This window comes from Streptomyces sp. NPDC089424, from assembly GCF_044749345.1.
Classification (GTDB): Bacteria; Actinomycetota; Actinomycetes; order Streptomycetales; family Streptomycetaceae; genus Streptomyces.
The window spans coordinates 1,093,432-1,106,898 of the sequence record NZ_JBIVHU010000002.1 but is presented as its reverse complement, the minus strand read 5'-3'; the positions used below and the strand labels follow the sequence as shown (position 1 = coordinate 1,106,898).

At 73.3% G+C, this 13,467-nt stretch carries 15 protein-coding genes; 12 read left to right on the top strand and 3 right to left on the bottom strand.

The genetic code is table 11. The features are described from left to right. Positions 1–7: 7 nt before the first annotated feature. From ACIP2X_RS12565 to ACIP2X_RS12525, 9 genes are all read left to right on the top strand, one after another. Entirely contained in the window at positions 8–1,345 is a 1,338-nt protein-coding gene (locus ACIP2X_RS12565; protein ID WP_401671136.1) for a hypothetical protein, read from the top strand. A 114-nt stretch (positions 1,346–1,459) separates the two neighbouring features. Beyond that, positions 1,460–1,930, top strand: a complete 471-nt coding sequence (locus tag ACIP2X_RS12560; RefSeq protein ID WP_401671133.1) for an SHOCT domain-containing protein — start codon at positions 1,460–1,462, stop codon at positions 1,928–1,930. A 32-nt stretch (positions 1,931–1,962) separates the two neighbouring features. Then, positions 1,963–2,418, top strand: a complete 456-nt coding sequence (locus ACIP2X_RS12555) for a hypothetical protein (RefSeq protein ID WP_401671131.1) — start codon at positions 1,963–1,965, stop codon at positions 2,416–2,418. Between the two features lie 264 nt (positions 2,419–2,682). After that, entirely contained in the window at positions 2,683–3,651 is a 969-nt protein-coding gene (locus tag ACIP2X_RS12550; protein ID WP_401671128.1) for a RimK family alpha-L-glutamate ligase, read from the top strand. Between the two features lie 70 nt (positions 3,652–3,721). Further along, positions 3,722–4,126, top strand: a complete 405-nt coding sequence (locus ACIP2X_RS12545; RefSeq protein WP_401671126.1) for a luciferase family protein — start codon at positions 3,722–3,724, stop codon at positions 4,124–4,126. Positions 4,127–4,269: 143 nt separating this feature from the next. After that, positions 4,270–6,639: a glycoside hydrolase family 65 protein gene (locus ACIP2X_RS12540; RefSeq protein WP_401671124.1), complete on the top strand. Its 2,370-nt coding sequence runs from the start codon at positions 4,270–4,272 to the stop codon at positions 6,637–6,639. A gap of 142 nt (positions 6,640–6,781) precedes the next feature. Continuing rightward, a complete protein-coding gene (locus ACIP2X_RS12535; protein ID WP_401671121.1) occupies positions 6,782–7,672 on the top strand; it encodes an NAD(P)-dependent oxidoreductase in 891 nt (296 codons plus the stop codon). Positions 7,673–7,733: 61 nt separating this feature from the next. Next, positions 7,734–8,156: a PPOX class F420-dependent oxidoreductase gene (locus tag ACIP2X_RS12530; RefSeq protein WP_401671118.1), complete on the top strand. Its 423-nt coding sequence runs from the start codon at positions 7,734–7,736 to the stop codon at positions 8,154–8,156. Between the two features lie 25 nt (positions 8,157–8,181). Beyond that, positions 8,182–8,637, top strand: a complete 456-nt coding sequence (locus tag ACIP2X_RS12525; RefSeq protein ID WP_401671115.1) for an RpiB/LacA/LacB family sugar-phosphate isomerase — start codon at positions 8,182–8,184, stop codon at positions 8,635–8,637. 81 nt (positions 8,638–8,718) lie between these two features. Here the strand turns inward: ACIP2X_RS12525 and ACIP2X_RS12520 are convergent, their stop codons facing one another. After that, the gene (locus ACIP2X_RS12520; RefSeq protein WP_401671111.1) at positions 8,719–9,069 is read right to left on the bottom strand and encodes a DUF6479 family protein; all 351 of its coding nucleotides are present in this window, start codon (positions 9,067–9,069) and stop codon (positions 8,719–8,721) included. A gap of 113 nt (positions 9,070–9,182) precedes the next feature. On the opposite strand from ACIP2X_RS12520, the gene ACIP2X_RS12515 reads away from it, so the two are divergent. Both ACIP2X_RS12515 and ACIP2X_RS12510 read left to right on the top strand, forming a co-directional pair. After that, positions 9,183–9,554, top strand: a complete 372-nt coding sequence (locus ACIP2X_RS12515) for a ferredoxin (RefSeq protein ID WP_401671109.1) — start codon at positions 9,183–9,185, stop codon at positions 9,552–9,554. Between the two features lie 112 nt (positions 9,555–9,666). Continuing rightward, positions 9,667–10,845 (top strand): acyl-CoA dehydrogenase family protein, encoded by a 1,179-nt coding sequence (locus ACIP2X_RS12510; RefSeq protein WP_401671106.1) that lies wholly within the window; start codon positions 9,667–9,669, stop codon positions 10,843–10,845. A 24-nt stretch (positions 10,846–10,869) separates the two neighbouring features. On the opposite strand, the gene ACIP2X_RS12505 is transcribed toward ACIP2X_RS12510, so the two are convergent. Next, entirely contained in the window at positions 10,870–11,628 is a 759-nt protein-coding gene (locus ACIP2X_RS12505) for an SDR family oxidoreductase (protein WP_401671104.1), read from the bottom strand. A gap of 39 nt (positions 11,629–11,667) precedes the next feature. Then, positions 11,668–12,354: an SDR family oxidoreductase gene (locus ACIP2X_RS12500; RefSeq protein WP_401671103.1), complete on the bottom strand. Its 687-nt coding sequence runs from the start codon at positions 12,352–12,354 to the stop codon at positions 11,668–11,670. Between the two features lie 219 nt (positions 12,355–12,573). Between ACIP2X_RS12500 and ACIP2X_RS12495 the strand changes: the two genes are divergently transcribed. Next, positions 12,574–13,449 (top strand): oxygenase MpaB family protein, encoded by an 876-nt coding sequence (locus tag ACIP2X_RS12495; protein ID WP_401671100.1) that lies wholly within the window; start codon positions 12,574–12,576, stop codon positions 13,447–13,449. Positions 13,450–13,467: the final 18 nt, after the last annotated feature.

Here is a 13,467-nt window from a genome sequence, read left to right as displayed (position 1 = left end):
AGACCCCATGGCCCAGCCCCCCGCACCTCCTCCACCCTCCGGCGGCGACGCGGAGAACCGGGTCACCCTGACCGCCGACGAGCAGGCCGAGTACCACCGGCTCCGCCGCGCCGCGGCCGTGCACCACCGCAAGGCCCGCTACGCCGGCGCGTCGCTGCTGCTCCTGATCGCCCTCCTGCTCTCCCCCCTCGCCGTCGTCGCCACCTGGCTGGACGAGGAGGTCGCCGACACCGACCGCTACGTCCAGACCGTCGCGCCGCTCGGCTCCGACCCGGCGGTCCAGTCGGCGGTCACCGACCGGCTCACCGACCGGGTCGTCGCCGAGGTCGACGTCGACGCCGTCACGAAGTGGCTGGGCGAGGCGCTCACGGACGCCGGGGCACCGCCCGCCGTCGTCGACCGGACCGGGGCGCTCGCCGGGCCGCTCCGCGCCGCCGTGACCAGCGCCGTGCACAGCGTAGTGAACCGGGTGGTCACCAGCGAGGTCTTCGAGCAGGCGTGGGTAGCCGCCAACCGGCGCGCCCACACGGCGGTGGTGAACGTCCTCACCGGCAGCCAGAGCGGGGCCGTGCGCGCCGAGCAGGACAAGGTCGTCCTGGACCTCGGGACCGTCGTCGACGAGGTCAAGAAGCGGCTCGTCGACGCGGGCTTCGAGCGGGCCTCGGCCATTCCCGCTCCGGACCGGCAGATCACCCTGTTCGAGAGCGACAAACTCTCCGAGGCGCAGGCCGGCATGCGCCTGCTGGACGTGATGGGCCTCTGGCTGCCCGTGCTGACCGTCGTGCTGGCCGCCCTCGCCGTGTGGACCGCCCCGGCACACCGCGCGATGCTGCTGGTCACGGCCGTGGGCGTGGGGCTCATGATGGTGCTGCTGCTGATCGCCCTGGCCGTCATGCGCAGGGTCTACCTGGATGCCGTACCCCCCTCGACACTGCCCCCCGACGCCGCCCAGGCGATCTACGACACCTTCGTGCGCTTCCTGCGCGACAGCACGCGCACCCTGCTCGTGGTCGCCGTGATCACCGCGCTCGCCGCCTATCTCCACGGCCCGGGGCGCGCCGCCCGCGGGGTGCGCCGCATGGTGGCGCGCGCCACCACCGCGAGCGGTCACGCGCTGCGGCGCCGGGGGCTGCGCACCGGCGGCGCCGGGCAGTGGCTGGAGACCCACCGCTCGTGGACGACCGGCATCGTCATCGCGGGCGGTGTCCTGGCCCTCGTGCTCTGGAACTACCCGACGGTCGGAGCCGTGGCCCTGGTCGTCGGCCTGGTCCTCCTGGTCCTGCTCGTCCTCGCGGTGCTCGCGGCGGCCGGCGGGCCCGGGCGGACCGCGACCCGCGCGCCCTGACTCCCGCGCGGGCCCCCGGCTCACCCCGCCGGGGTGAGGCCGCCGCGCGCGGTCACGCGCAGTCTGGATCGGCGGGCGACGCCCGTCGTGCCCTGCTCCGAACGGAGACGACCGATGAGCACTCAGATCTACCTCGCCTACGACTATCCGCTGCTGAGCATGTTCTGGACCCTGCTCTGGTTCTTCCTGTGGATCATGTGGTTCATCCTGCTGTTCCGCGTGATCGGCGACATCTTCCGCGACGACGGCCTCAGCGGCTGGGGCAAGACCGGCTGGCTGGTGCTCGTCATCCTGCTGCCGTTCCTCGGCGTGTTCATCTACCTCATCGCCCGCGGCAAGGAGATGGGCGGCAGGGAGATCAAGCACGCCCGGGCGCAGCAGCAGGCATTCGACTCCTACATCCGGGACACCGCGGGCGGCGGCGGCCGTCGCAGCAGCGTCGACGAGCTCGCCAAGCTGTCCGAGATCCGCTCCCGCGGCGACATCTCCGACGAGGAGTTCCGCCGCGCCAAGGAGCTCGTCCTGGCCGACTACGGGCCGCCCGCCGGCACCGCGACCGGCACCGGCACCGAAGCACGGCACTGAGAGCACGAAACGACAGGAAGACGAGGCAGAACATGGCCGCACCACACACGCCGGGCGCACACACCCCGGGCACGCACACGGCACGGCACGAGTGGGCCGCGGGGCTGATGGTCTTCGGCGCCATCCTGCTCCTGCTCTCCGGCATACTCGCCGTCTTCCGCGGCATCATGGCGATCGCCCAGGACGACGTCTTCGCCGTCACACCGAGCTACGTCTTCCGGTTCGACCTCACCGGCTGGGGCTGGATCCACCTCCTGCTCGGAGTGGTCGCCGTGGCCGTCAGCGTCGGACTGTTCCAGGCGGCGACATGGGCGCGGGTCGCGGGCGTGGTGATCGCCGGGCTCATCGTCCTCGCCAACTTCCTCTCGCTGCCGTACTCCCCGGTGTGGTCGGTCCTGATGATCGCGTTCTCCGGGTTCGTCATCTGGGCGCTGTGCGTCGCCCGCAAGGAGGACCTCACCGGCTCGGCGTCCGGCCGCCGCGGTTGACGCGGCCCGCAAGGCGCACGGGAGGGGGCGGACGGCGCAGAGACCGGAGCAGGTGGCGGGCACGTGTGCGCCCTGTTGTGGCGTTCCGCCCTGCGCCTACAGTGTGGCGCCCCGGTCCGCGCCGGGTGTTCGGCACGCGTGGCCCCCGCAGCACCGGCCGCCGCCGACCGCCCGCGCGACCGGGTTCACCCCGTGAGTTCGCTCGGACCGCGCGACCGAGTGTGGCGCGGCACCCGCGCGCGTCGAGAACCACTGGAGGCCGCCGTGTCCCGCCCGTGCATCGCCCTGATCACCGACCCCACCTCGCCCGAGGGCTGCGCCGAGTACCTCACCCGCGCGGTGGAACTCCTCACCGGCGCCGCCCCGGTGCCCATCGACTCCCGGCACTTCGCGACCGGCGGCACCGGACGCGGCCTCCCGGCCGGGGACGGCTTACGGCTGCACGTCCCCGCCGAGCAGCTCGACCTCGTGCCCGACATCATCGTGCTCTACGAGATCCCCCCGCACCGCCGCCGCGAACTGGTCGCCTTCCAGCGCCTGCTCGAGCACCACGACGTGGTGACCCTCGGTACCGGCGTCGCCGCATGGCGGACCGCCACCGAGAAGGACCTCACCGTGGAGCGCTTCCGGCGGGACGGCATCGCCCACATGGAGACCGTGGTGCTCTCCCGGCCCGGCGTGACCGAGGCGCTGGCCGCCTTCGACAAGCTCGGCCGGGACACCTGGGCCAGGCCCGTCGTCGGCACCGGCGGCGGCGACACCTTCCACCTCACCACGGAGGACGGGGTGGAGCGGGCCACCGCCTTCTACGCCGACCGCGGCACCGACTGGCTGCTGTCGCGGGACGCGGGCAACGTCACCACCGACGGCTCCCGCCACCAGTTCCGCGTCTTCGTCCTCGGCGGCCGCGTCATCCACGCCCGCGAGCACCTCCAGCCCGAGCCCGACATCCCCTGCAACACCTGCCAGGGCGCCACCGCCGTCCCCATCGCCCCCGCCGACCTCCCGCCACGCCTCGCCCAGCTCGCCGTGGCGGCCACCGCGTCGGTCGGACTGCCCTTCGCCGGGGTCGACCTCGCCATCGAGAACGGCGGGGTCGTCTTCGAGGTGAACGTCCAGCCCGCCTTCGTCGACGGCGAGCTCGAGACGGCGGCCGTGCCGTACGTCGAGGCCCATCTGAACGCCCTGGCGGCGGCCCGCAGGTCGCGTCCGGCACGGCGGCTGCCCGCGTGAGATCCTCACGCCTGGGTTACGAAGTGTCCAACCACTGGTATCCGTCGGGTGATGCGGTGACGATGGAGACATGACTCTGGCCCAGCGCGCCCTGGAGCAACTGGAAGCCTGGCCCGACCTCACGGCGGGACAGGCCAGTTGCGGCACCGGGCGGGCAGTTCGCTCCACCCGCAGCGAGATCGCCCACTTCCACACGGACCACGACGTGGACCTCAACCTCACGAGCCGGGCCGTCGGGCGGTTCGCCCAGGACCTCACCGTCTCCTCGGCGATCCGGCTGGTGCCCGGCTCCCGCTGGGTGACCGTCCACCTCGACTGCGACACGGACGTCGACCTGCTGCTGAGCCTCGTCAGCGTCGCCCTGCACGCCCAGGACCAGCCCCCGGGCGAGCCCGCCCCGTCCGCCGGGTGCAACTTCCACCGGGTCACGGTCCTGCGCCGCGACCCGGCCGGCGTGGCGCAGCCGGCTCCCTAGGGGCGGGCCCTTCCGCGGTTCCCCCTCGTCACCGGCGTGGGCCGCGCCCCTGGGCGGCGCGTCGGGGAGAGACTGCTTCCGCACGGTGCCGAGACAGCCGTAACGGATCTCGGCGAGCCGCCCGCTGCGGGAGGAGCACCGAGGTGACCGGCTGGACCTGGGAGTACGAGGGCTACGAACCGGCCGACGAGCGGCTGCGCGAGTCGCTGTGCACACTCGGCAACGGCTACTTCGCCACCCGCGGCGCGCTCCCCGAGTGCTCCGCGGACGATGTGCACTACCCGGGGACGTATGTGGCCGGCTGCTACAACCGGCTCAGCTCCGACGTGGCCGGACGCAGGGTCGAGAACGAGGACATGGTCAACCTGCCCAACTGGCTGCAACTGCGCTTCCGGCTGCGCGGCCGGCCCTGGCTCACCCCGGACACCGCCACCGTCCTCGAACACCGCCTGATGCTGCACCTGTCCTCCGGAGTCCTGGAGCGGCTGACCCGTTTCGGACTCGGCAACGGGCGGGCCCTGACGGTGCGCCAGCAGCGGCTGGTGCACATGGGCGACCCCCATCTCGCGGCGCTGCGCACCGAGTTCACCGCCGACGGCTTCTCCGGCGAACTGCACGTCGAGGCCGGCCTCGACGGCGGCGTGCGCAACGCCGGGGTCGCCCGCTACCGGGACCTGGACGGCCGGCACCTCACCCACGAGCACGCGGGCACCGCCGAGCACGACACGGTGTGGCTGCGCTGCCGCACCCGCACCTCCGACATCCGCGTCGGCATGGCCTCCCGGCTCGCCGCCGACGCGCCCGTCACCGTCCGGCACGCCCGTCCGCGCACCACCCAGCGGATCCGGCTGCACCTGGTGTCCGGCCGCACCGCCACCGTCGACAAGACCGTCGCCCTGCACACCTCGCGCGACCCGGCGATCAGCGACCCGCTGCACGCCGCCGTGGCCCGGGTCGGCCGCGCCCCCGGCTTCGACGAGCTGCTGCGCGGCCACCGCACCGCCTGGGCCCAGCTGTGGCGCCGCGCCGACCTCGACGTGGCCGGCGAGGCCGGTAGCGTCCTGCGCCTGCACCTGTTCCATGTGCTGCAGACGCTCTCCCCGCACACCGCCGACCTCGACGTCGGCGTTCCCGCGCGCGGGCTGCACGGCGAGGCCTACCGCGGCCATGTCTTCTGGGACGAGCTCTTCGTGCTGCCCTTCCTCAACGTGCACTTCCCCGAGGTCTCCCGGGCCCTGCTGCGCTACCGCCACCGCCGGCTCGAACAGGCCTGCACCGCCGCTCTGCACGCCGGCCGCCAGGGCGCGATGTACCCCTGGCAGAGCGGCAGCGACGGCCGTGAGGAGGCCCAGCAGCTGCACCTCAACCCGCGCTCCGGGCGCTGGCTCGCGGACCACTCCCACCTCCAGCACCATGTCGGCTCGGCGATCGCGTACAACGTGTGGCAGTACTGCGAGACCAGCGGCGACATCGAGTTCCGGCAGACCTGGGCCGCCGAGATGCTGCTCCAGATCGCCCGCTTCTGGGCCGACGCGGCACGCTACGACAAGGCCCTCGGCCGGTACCGCATCCGGGGCGTCGTCGGACCCGACGAGTACCACGACGCCTACCCCGGCGCCGAGAAGCCCGGCCTGGACGACAACGCCTACACCAACGTCACCGCCTCCTGGGTGCTCACCCGCACGCTGGAGCTGCTGGGCGGCCTGCCCGAGCCGCGGCGCCGCGAACTCGCCGAGCGCACCGGCCTCGACGACGGCGAACTCGACCGGTGGGAGGAGGTCTCCCGCGCCCTGCACGTGCCCTTCCACGAGGGCGTGATCAGCCAGTTCGAGGGTTTCGGCGCCCTCGCCGAGCTCGACTGGCACCGGTACCGCACGGAGTACGGCGACATCCGCCGGCTGGACCGGATCCTGGAGGCGGAGGGCGACACGGTCAACCGCTACCAGGCCTCCAAGCAGGCCGACGTGCTGATGCTCGGCTACCTCTTCTCACCGGCCGAACTGCGCGGCCTGTTCACCCGGTTGGGGCTGCGGCTCGACGAGGAGACCTGGCAGCGCACCGTCGACTACTACCTCCACCGCACCAGCCACGGCTCCACCCTCAGCGGTCTGGTGCACGGCTGGATCCTCGCCCGGGCCCGGCGGGCCGAGGCATGGCAGTTCGTGCAGGAGGCCCTGCGCGGCGACATCGCCGACGTGCAGGGAGGCACCACCGGCGAGGGCATCCACCTCGGCGCCATGGCCGGCACCCTCGACCTCGTCCAGCGCGGCCTGACCGGCCTGGAGACCCGCGAGGGCGCCCTGTGGCTGGACCCGGTGCCGCTGCCGGAGCTGTCGTCCTACGGCTTCTCGCTGCGCTACCAGGGCAACTGGGGCGTCCGGCTGCGCCTGCGCCACGGCCGCCTGGAGGTCACCGTGCCCTCGTCCGACGCCACCCCCGTCGACGTACGCCTGCCGGACCGGGCCGTGCGCCTGATGCCGGGGGAGACGGGGCAACTGGTGCTGCCGGAGTGAGCGCGGCGAGGCGACCACCGCCATGTGGCACCCCCGGCCCCGCGGGGTACCCGGCCGCGCGCGACGCGACCGAGGAGTGGCACCTTCGGGAACGACAGTCCGAGCGGGGCACCGATCACCGCACCGACAGGGAAGTTGACGCATGACCGACACACTCACCGTGAGCGTCCTGGGCACCGGCATCATGGGCGCCGCCATGGCCCGCAACATCGCCGGGGCGGGACACACCCTCCGCGCCTGGAACCGCAGCCGCGCCAAGGCCGAACCGCTCGCCGCCGTCGGCGCGCACGTCGCCGACAGCCCCGCGGAAGCCGTCGAGGGCGCCGACGTCGTCCTGACCATCCTGTACGACGGGGACACCGCCCTGGACGTGATGCGTCAGGCCGCCCCCGCCCTGCGCCCCGGCACCGCATGGTCGCAGTCGACGACCGCGGGCCTGGAGTCCGTCACCGAACTCGCCGCCTTCGCCCGGGAGCACGGCCTGGTCTTCTACGACGCACCCGTCCTCGGCACCCGCCAGCCCGCCGAGGACGGAAAGCTCCTGGTGCTCGCCGCCGGACCCGTCGACGGCCGGGCGGCGGTCACCCCCGTCTTCGACGCCGTCGGCGCCCGCACCGTGTGGACCGGCGACGACGGCGCCGCCGGCACCGCGACCCGGCTGAAGCTGGTCGCCAACAGCTGGGTCCTGGCCGCGACCAACGCGGCCGGCGAGACGCTCGCCCTCGCCAAGGCGCTGGGGGTGGACCCGCAGCACTTCTTCGACGCCATCGCGGGCGGTCCGCTCGACATGGGCTACCTGCGGGTCAAGAGCGGCATGATCCTCGACGGGCGGCTGTCCCCGCCCCAGTTCGCGGTGACCACGGCGGCCAAGGACGCCCGTCTGATCGTCGAGGCGGGGGAGCGCAGCGGTGTGCGGCTCGACGTCGCCGCCGCCGGTGCGCGGCGGCTGGCCCGCGCCGCCGAGCAGGGCCACGGCGACGAGGACATGGCCGCCGCCTACTTCGCCAGCTTCGACGAGGCACCGCCCGCCTGACCCCCCGAACGATCACCCCAGTCCGATCCCGTCCCCCGCGACCGAGGAGAGAGAAGACCTGATGTCGAAGCCGCCGCTGCCGCCCGAGGCCGAGGCCCTGCTGGCCCGTGCCAACCCCTGTGTCATGGCCACCTTGCGCTCCGACGGCACCCCCGTCTCCACGCCCACCTGGTACCTGTGGGAGGACGGGCGGGTGCTGATCAACCTGGACGAGGGCCGGGTCCGGCTGAAGCACCTGCGGCGCGATCCGCGCGTCACGCTCACCGTCCTGGACGCGGACGACTGGTACACCCACGTCACCCTCGTCGGGCGCGTCACCGAGATGCACGAGGACGAGGGGCTGGCCGACATCGACCGGCTGTCCCGGCACTACAACGGCAGGGCCTATCCGGACCGGGTGCGCGGCCGGGTCAGCGCCTGGATCGCGGTCGAGCGCTGGCACGGCTGGGGCGCCCTGAAGGACAGCGACCAGGCCACCACCTGAGCCGGGTCGGCGTAGGCTCCCAGACATGCGGATCTCCGTCTCCTCGGACATGGACGAACCCGTCGCCCGGCTGCTCGTCACGGAGCTGCAGGACCGTGGCCACGAGGTGCTCACCCACGGCGCGCTGCGCCCGGGCGACGACCCCCAGTGGGCGGCGTGCTCGTCGGCGGCCGCCCGCGACGTGGCCGACGGGACGTCGGCGATGGCCGTGGTGTGCTGCTGGACCGGCACCGGCGCGTCCATCGCGGCGAACAAGGTGCCGGGCGTCCGTGCCGCCCTGTGCGCGGACGCCTACTCGGCCGACGGGGCCCGCCGCTGGAACGACGCCAACGTGCTGGCGCTGAGTCTGCGGCTGACCTCCGGGCCGGTCCTGAAGGAGATCCTCGACGCCTGGTTCGCCGGGGAGCGCAGCGAGGACGCGGAGGACCGGGGGAACGTCACCCGTATCGAACAGCTGGACGACATCCGGGCCATGCCCTGACACGCGTCGGCGGCCGCGAGACCGAAGCCTCGCGGCCGCCTGCACCCTTCTCCCACGGCGGCCCGCTCGCCGCCGCGGCGGTCAGTGCGCGCCGAGCCCGCCGCCGCCGAACGAGCCGGTCGTGCCCCTGCCCCAGCGGGGCCGGTCCGTGGACGTACTGGGCCTGGTCTGCATGTTGGTCAGCTCGTACGGGGTGAGCGGGCGGCCGCCCTTGGGTATCACGGGCACGTCCTCGGGCTCCCGCATCTGCCGGACCTCGTGGACGGCTCCCTCCGGCGGCAGGTGCGGCTGCTCCTCGGGGCGCGGACGCGGAGGTTCGTTGAACTTGATCCGGTTGCCGAGCCAGAAACTTCCCGCCAGCACGCCGACGACGGCGATGGCGACCACGAACAGGACGAGGCTGAGCAGTCCACTCGGCGCTGCCAGCTGCATGGGGGCAGTGTTCATATCGCATGAATACCCTCAAATCGGACAGCGAACCGGGCCGCCGGGAACCCCCGCCCGCGTACGGGTTTGGCGGAGCGTCCCAGGGCTACCCGCGCGGTGTGACTACGACTTCGCAGCAGGACGTCTTCCGCTTCCTGGAGGACCGCTTCGCCTGTGCGCAGGCGTGCACGGACTGTGCCCGCGCGTGTGCGCTGCGCGCGAGCCTGGTGGACCCGGACGGCACCGAGGACCAGGAACTCCTGCGCCGCAAGGGGATCATGTGCGCGGAGATCTGTGACGCGACGTGCCGGATGCTGTCCGAGCAGACCCTCATGGACGAGGACGGACTGCGGATCCAGCTGGAGTGGTGCCGCACCGTGTGCCTGGAGGCGGCGCACGTCTTCGACGGCCATCCCGCCGCCGAGGGGGCCGCGGAGGCGTGCCGCGCCTGCGCCCGCGCGTGCACGGAGTTCCTGGGCGCGCTGGGCTGACCCGCGGCCCGGCCGGCGCTACTTCCCGCACCGCCGCCATTCCCAATTTCTGGAACACGTTCTACGGTGTGCGCCGTCAGGCAGGACCGGCCCTGGGGAGCCTGGAGGCGCCGTGCACCTCGAATACACGCCCGACCAGCAGCGGTTGCGCACCGAACTGCGCGCCTACTTCGCCGAACTGGTGCCGGACGACGCGCATGTGCGGCACGCCGATGCCGCCGCGCAGAAGCGCTTCTACCGCGACACCATCCGCAGGCTCGGCGCCGACGGCCGCCTCGGCGTGGGCTGGCCCGAGGAGTACGGCGGGCGCGGGCTCACCGCCATGGAGCAGTTCATCTTCTTCGACGAGGCCGCCCAGGCCGGCGTACCGCTCCCGCTGATGGCCCTGAACACGGTCGGGCCGACGATCATGCAGTACGGCACCGAGGAGCAGAAGGCGTACTTCCTGCCGAAGATCCTCGCCGGCGAGATCGACTTCGCGATCGGCTACAGCGAGCCCGACGCGGGCACCGACCTCGCCGCCCTCAAGACCCGCGCGGTGCGCGAGGGCGACGAGTACGTGGTCAACGGTCACAAGATCTGGACCACCAACGGCGACACCGCCGACTGGGTCTGGCTGGCCGTGCGCACCGATCCGCAGGCCCCGCCGCACCGGGGCATCACCATGCTCCTCGTGCCGACCGCCGACCCCGGCTACTCCTGCACCCTCATCAACACCCTCGCCGGCCACGACACCACGGCCAGCTACTACGAGAACATCCGCGTCCCCGTCTCCCGCCGGGTCGGCGAGGAGAACCAGGGCTGGCGGCTGATCACCAACCAGCTCAACCACGAACGCGTCACCCTCGCCGCGCACGGCACCATGGCGATCCGCGCCCTGCACGACGTGCGGCGCTGGGCGAGCCGCACCAAGCTGACCGACGGCCGCCGCGTCATCGACCTGCCCTGGGTGCGTCACCGGCTCGCCCGGACCCACGCCCGCCTGGAGGCTCTGAAGCTCCTCAACTGGCAGATGGTCGGCGCCGTCCAGAACGGCACACTCACCCCGCAGGACGCCTCCGCCGTCAAGGTCTACGGCTCCGAGGCGCGCCGCGACGCCTATGCCTGGCTCATGGAAGTCGTGGGCGCGACCGGCGCCTTGCAGGAGGGCTCCGCCGGCGCGGTGCTGCACGGCGAACTGGAGCGCGGCTACCGCTCCGCGGTGATCTTCACCTTCGGGGGCGGCAACAACGAGATCCAGCGCGAGATCATCTCGTGGATCGGCCTGGGCATGCCCCGGGTGCGCCGGTGACCGCTGCCGCCCGGGCCGACGCCCTCAGCCGACGAACTGCTGTCCGCCGTCGATGTCGTAGGTCGCCCCGGTGAGCGCCGTGTTGGTCATGAGGTGAACGGCGAGCGCCGCGACGTCGGCCGGTACGACGACGCGGCCGATCGGCAACCGGGCGCGCAGTTCTTCGCGGCGGGCGTCGAGCCCCTCGCCGAGGAGCCTGGCCGACAGCGGTGTGTCCACGAAGCCGGCGGCGATCAGGTTGACCCGGACCGGCGCGAGTTCGAGCGCGAGGCCGGCCGTCAGGGCGGGCAGCGCCGCGGTGACCGCCGGCGCGACGCCGAGGCCCGCCCGGATCCGCCGGGCGCCCGTGCCGCCCAGGAGCACCAGGGTGCCGCCCGGTCGCACCGCCCCGGCGGCGTGGCGCGCGACCCCGAGGGCGAGCAGCATGTGCCCCGTGATCGCCTCGCGCGCCTCCTGGTCGTCCAGCTCCAGCAGACTGCCGTAGGTGGGATGTCCCGCCGTGACCATCACATGGTCGACCGGACGAGGCAGGTGCTCGAAGAACCGCCGCAGCTGGGCCGGATCGCCCGCGTCGAAGGCGCTGGTGTCACGCGCCCCGACCTCTTCGGCCGCCGCGCGCAGCCGTTCGGGATCGCGGCCGGTGAGAATCACCGCCGCCCCCTCGGCGCGGGCGTGCGCGGCGGTCGCCAGCCCGATGCCCGCGCTCCCGCCGATCACCACGACGGTCTGTCCCGCAAGGGCCGGCTCCCGCGGGTCGTGAGGGGCCGTCGGCTCGTCGCTCATGCGTCCTCCTGTGCCGAGGCGGCCGAGGCCGGCCGGCGCTCACCCTTCGAGCGGTTGCGACAGGGCCTGCTTGACCTGTCTGGACCGCTCGTCGGCCAGCACCTCGACCCGGTCGTCCGCGAGGGCGTCCAGGGTCTGTTTCGCGACGTCCGCCGTGCTGATCTTCGGCGCGTCCGTGAAGGAGCTCAGTTCCGTCTCCACGAAACCGGCATGGACCCCGATCACCAGGGTCCCCTGCTCGCGCAGCCCCTCCCGCAACGCGCCCGTCAGCGACCACTGCGCCGCCTTGGACGCCGCGTACCCGGGGTACTGCGGCCGGGAGGCCCAGGAGGCGGCGGAGAGCATGTTCACCAGTGCCCCGCCGCCGTTGCGGCCGAGGACGGGCGCGAAGGCGCGGGAGACGACCCAGGTGCCGAAGTAGTTGGTCTCCATCGCCTCGCGGGCGCCGTCGAGGGACCCTGTGAGCAGCTCGGTGCTGAAGCCGCCGACCCCGGCGTTGTTGATCACGATGGTGACGTCGCCCGCGACGTCCGCCGCCGCCGCGACCTCCTCGGGCCGGGTGACGTCCAGGCGCAACGGGATGACGCCCTCGTCCGCCACGCTCGCGGGGTCGCGGGCACCGGCATATACCTTGGCCGCTCCGCGGTCGATCAGCGCGCGGGTGAACTCGCGGCCGATGCCGCGATTGGCGCCCGTGACCAGGGCGACCGATCCTGCGATCTCCATCGCGCTTCCTTCCTGCCGGCGCCTGCCGGGCGCGGCGGGCGAACGGGGAAAGCGATGCACGTTCCCTCCCCTGCCAGCCTGCACCGGATGGCGCGCCTTTGCATGTGGCGAGCCACGGCGAGGGCGGCGCGGGGAGAGGTGCGGGGAGGGGTGCACGGCGAAATGCGCGGAGAATGGGGGAGACGGGCGCGGGACACGGACTCGGGCGAGGTGAGCTCGTTGGCAGCACGGAGTTCGGTGGCGTCGCCGGGCGCGGGTGATCCGGGGCTGTTCACCCCCGCCTCCGTGACCTGGCAGCTGCACAGCGACCCCATGATGTGGATCGCCGGGATCCGCGCGCTCCACCTCCAGGCCCTGCACCCGCGCGCGGTGCGCGGCGTCCTGCAGAACAGCGACTTCCGGCGCGACGCCTGGGGCCGCCTGCTGCGCACCGCGAACTTCGTCGGCACCACGACGTACGGGACCACCGACGCCGCCGAGCGCGCGGGCGCCCGCGTCCGGAAGATCCACCGCATGCTGCGGGCCACCGACCCGGAGACCGGCGAGCGGTACCCGGTGGACGAGCCCGGCCTGCTGCTGTGGGTGCACTGCGCCGAGATCGACTCCTATCTGCACGTGCTGCGCCGCTCCGGCCACCCGCTCACCGACACCCAGGCCGACCGCTACGTACGCGAACAGCGGGTCGGCGCCCGCCTCGTGGGCCTCGACCCCGGCACCGTGCCGGCCGACCGGGCCGCGCTGGCCGCCTACTTCGCCGAGGTACGGCCCCGACTCGCCGCCGGCCCCGAGGCCAGGGACGTCGACGACTTCCTACGCCGGCCTCCGGTACCCGCCGCGCTGGTGCCCCTGCGAGAGCTGCTGTGGAGCCGGGTGGCCGGCCTCGCCTACGACGCCCTGCCCTCCTACGCCCACGAGTTGTACGGCCGTCCCGCCCCGCCCCCCGACGTCGTCACCCGGCGACTGCGCCGCACCGGCGCCCTGCTGCGAGCCGTCCCCGCACATGTGCGATGGCAACTTCCGCCCCGGCACATCCTACGCGCCATGGCCCGACTGGGCCCGGACGCCCGCCCCGGGTCGTACCCACCCGAACCGTAGGTGGCCATACTGGTCCTG

What these genes read in the sequence shown, in the direction of transcription:
- ACIP2X_RS12565 (WP_401671136.1), top strand. Translation starts at nt 8, where the DNA reads ATGGCCCAGCCCCCCGCACCTCCTCCACCCTCCGGCGGCGACGCGGAG.
- ACIP2X_RS12560 (WP_401671133.1), top strand. Translation starts at nt 1,460, where the DNA reads ATGAGCACTCAGATCTACCTCGCCTACGACTATCCGCTGCTGAGCATG.
- ACIP2X_RS12555 (WP_401671131.1), top strand. Translation starts at nt 1,963, where the DNA reads ATGGCCGCACCACACACGCCGGGCGCACACACCCCGGGCACGCACACG.
- ACIP2X_RS12545 (WP_401671126.1), top strand. Translation starts at nt 3,722, where the DNA reads ATGACTCTGGCCCAGCGCGCCCTGGAGCAACTGGAAGCCTGGCCCGAC.
- ACIP2X_RS12535 (WP_401671121.1), top strand. Translation starts at nt 6,782, where the DNA reads ATGACCGACACACTCACCGTGAGCGTCCTGGGCACCGGCATCATGGGC.
- ACIP2X_RS12530 (WP_401671118.1), top strand. Translation starts at nt 7,734, where the DNA reads ATGTCGAAGCCGCCGCTGCCGCCCGAGGCCGAGGCCCTGCTGGCCCGT.
- ACIP2X_RS12525 (WP_401671115.1), top strand. Translation starts at nt 8,182, where the DNA reads ATGCGGATCTCCGTCTCCTCGGACATGGACGAACCCGTCGCCCGGCTG.
- ACIP2X_RS12520 (WP_401671111.1), bottom strand. Translation starts at nt 9,069, where the DNA reads ATGCAGCTGGCAGCGCCGAGTGGACTGCTCAGCCTCGTCCTGTTCGTG.
- ACIP2X_RS12505 (WP_401671104.1), bottom strand. Translation starts at nt 11,628, where the DNA reads ATGAGCGACGAGCCGACGGCCCCTCACGACCCGCGGGAGCCGGCCCTT.
- ACIP2X_RS12500 (WP_401671103.1), bottom strand. Translation starts at nt 12,354, where the DNA reads ATGGAGATCGCAGGATCGGTCGCCCTGGTCACGGGCGCCAATCGCGGC.